This is a genomic window from Amycolatopsis sp. NPDC004772, from assembly GCF_053601215.1.
Window position 1 is genome coordinate 1 of record NZ_JBSGBK010000178.1, and the last position, 2,718, is coordinate 2,718.

Consider the following 2,718-nt stretch of genomic DNA (forward strand, 5'->3'; position numbering starts at 1 on the left):
GCGCCGCGACCGCTCTGAAACGAGAGCACTGCTCTCGGCGTTGAGCACTGCTCACGTTCAGGGCGTGGACGTGGACTGGACACCGTTCTTCCCGGACGGCCGCCGCATCGACCTGCCCACGTACGCCTTCCGGCACCGCAACTACTGGCTCGCCCCGGAGCCCGGCACGGCGGCACCCGGGGGCGACTCCGGCTTCTGGGAAGTGCTCCGCAGCGGCAACCTGGCGGCCGAACTGGACCTGGAAGCGGACGTCGCCGAGGCGGTCACCCCGGCACTGTCGGCGTGGTACCAGCGCCGCCACCAGGAGTCGACGGTGGACTCCTGGCGCTACGGCATCGCCTGGCGCCCGGTCACACCGGACGCCGCCGCGCTGACCGGGCACTGGCTGCTGATCGTGCCGGAAGAGGGCGAGTCCGGTGTCGTGGCCGGAGTCGCACAGACGATCCTCGAACGCGGCGCCCGCCTCACCCCGGTCCGCGTCGACCCCCTGCTGCCACGCGCGGAGTTCACCGAACGCCTCCGCGAAGGCATCGGCGAATCCCAAGTGGACGGCGTACTTTCCCTGCTGGCGATGGCTGACGGAGGCCGCGGAGTCGCAGCGGGCACGGCAACCCTCCTCCAGTCGCTGGGCGATCTCGGAACAAGCGGACGCGTGTGGTGCCTGACCCGCGGAGCGGTCGCGGCGACCCGGGCGGACGGCGTGGAGGCACCGGTCCAGGCCCAGGTCTGGGGCCTGGGCCGAACGGCGGCAATGGAGCACCCCCAGCGCTGGGGCGGCTTGATAGACCTACCGGCCACCCTGGACGATCGAGCCCGAACCCGCCTGGCCGCAATGCTCACCGGCACGGAAGACGAGGTCGCCCTCCGCCCCTCGGGCATCTTCGCCCGCCGCCTGGAACGCCGCCCCGCAACCCCCGGCCCGGCTCGCCAACCCCGAGTCCCCATGCCGGCCACCGACGCCCAGGGGGAAGACCGCCGCTCTGTCGCCGCCGGTCCGGGCTGGCAGCCGCGGGGTACCGTGCTGGTCACCGGTGGCACGGGCGCCCTCGGTGCCCAAGTTGCCCGGCGGCTGGCCACCGCCGGCGCCGAACGCCTGATCCTGCTCAGCCGCCGGGGGCCCGCAGCGCCGGGAGCGGCGAACCTCGAACGCGAACTCACCGCCCTCGGCTGCGGTGTCTCGATCGTCGCCTGTGATGCTGCCGATCGGGATGCCCTGGCCGCCGTTCTCCCCGACGATCTCCGGGCCGTCGTGCACGCCGCCGGTGTTCTCGACGACGGTGTCATCGATGCCCTCACGCCCGAGCGCTTCGATGCCGTCCTGCGGGCGAAGGTGACCGCCGCCGAAAACCTGTCCGCGCTCACCGGTGAGCTCGATGCCTTCGTCCTCTTCTCCTCGATGGCCGGCGCCTTCGGCGCCGCGGGGCAGGGGAGCTACGCCGCCGCCAATGCGCACCTCGATGCGCTCGCCCAGCAGCGGCAGGCCGCCGGGCTGCCCGCTGTCTCGATCGCCTGGGGTCCGTGGGCCGGCGAGGGGATGGCCGCGGGCGACGGCGAAGCGCAACGGCGGCTGCGTGCCGCCGGGGTCGGCGCCTTGGAACCCGGCCTCGCTCTCGATGCCCTCATGAGGGAAGCCGCAAGCAGCGACCCGCTGGCCGTGGTGGCCGATCTCGACTGGGACGTCTATCTCCCGAAGCTGCGAGCTGTCCGGCCGCGGCCGCTGTTCGGTGAGCCCATCGAGAGCCCGAAAGCCGAGTCCGCGGGACTCCTCAGTGGACTGTCCGAAACAGACGCCGAGCGCAAGCTTCTCGACTTGACCTGCACGCACGTCGCGGCCGTGCTCGGCTATCCCGATGCCGCCGCCGTCGATGGCGACCGTGCCTTCTCCGACAGCGGGTTCACCTCCCTGACCGCGGTCGAACTGCGCAACCGCCTCGGCGCCGCCACCGGGCTGAACCTGCCCGCGACGTGCGTGTTCGACCACCCGACACCCGCCGCGCTGGCCCGGCACCTGCACCGCGAACTGCTCGGCCGCCGGCCGGAACCGGCCGGATCGGGGACGGCGCCGGTGCGAGCCGACGAGCCGATCGCGCTCGTCGCCATGGGCTGCCGGTTCCCCGGCTCGGTCGCCACGCCGGAAGACCTCTGGCGCCTCGTCGCCGACGGCGTCGACGCGATGTCAGGCCTCCCCGACGACCGCGGCTGGGACCTCGGCGCCCTCTACGACCCCGACCCGGGCAAGAGCGGCCACAGCTACGTCCGCGAGGGCGGATTCCTCGACGCCGCAGCGGAGTTCGACGCCGCTTTCTTCGGGATCTCGCCACGCGAAGCCCTCGCCATGGACCCCCAGCAGCGCCTGCTGCTGGAGATCACCTGGGAGGTCTTCGAACGCGCCGGGATCGACCCGCACACCCTGCGCGGCAGCCGCACCGGCGTGTTCGCCGGCACCAACGGCCAGGACTACGCGGGCCTGCTCGGCGCGGCGGGCGAGGAGGTCGGCGGCTTCATCGGCACCGGCAACGCCGCCGCCGTCGTGTCCGGCCGGCTGGCCTACGCCTTCGGCCTCGAAGGCCCGGCGCTGACCGTCGACACGGCGTGCTCGTCGTCCCTCGTCGCGATCCACCTCGCCGCGCAGGCGCTGCGCCGCGGCGAGTGCGACCGCGCGCTCGCCCGCGGCGCGCCCCGGATGTGCCCCCCCGCCACCAGAGGCGAAGTGAGCCC

General features: G+C 73.5%; 1 protein-coding gene. It reads left to right on the forward strand.

Annotated elements, in window-relative coordinates; translation table 11 throughout:
• Window positions 1-64 precede the first annotated feature (64 nt).
• A partial coding sequence (locus tag ACWEF6_RS42855; RefSeq protein ID WP_449688188.1) for an SDR family NAD(P)-dependent oxidoreductase occupies window positions 65-2,718 on the forward strand: 2,654 nt, incomplete at its 3' end.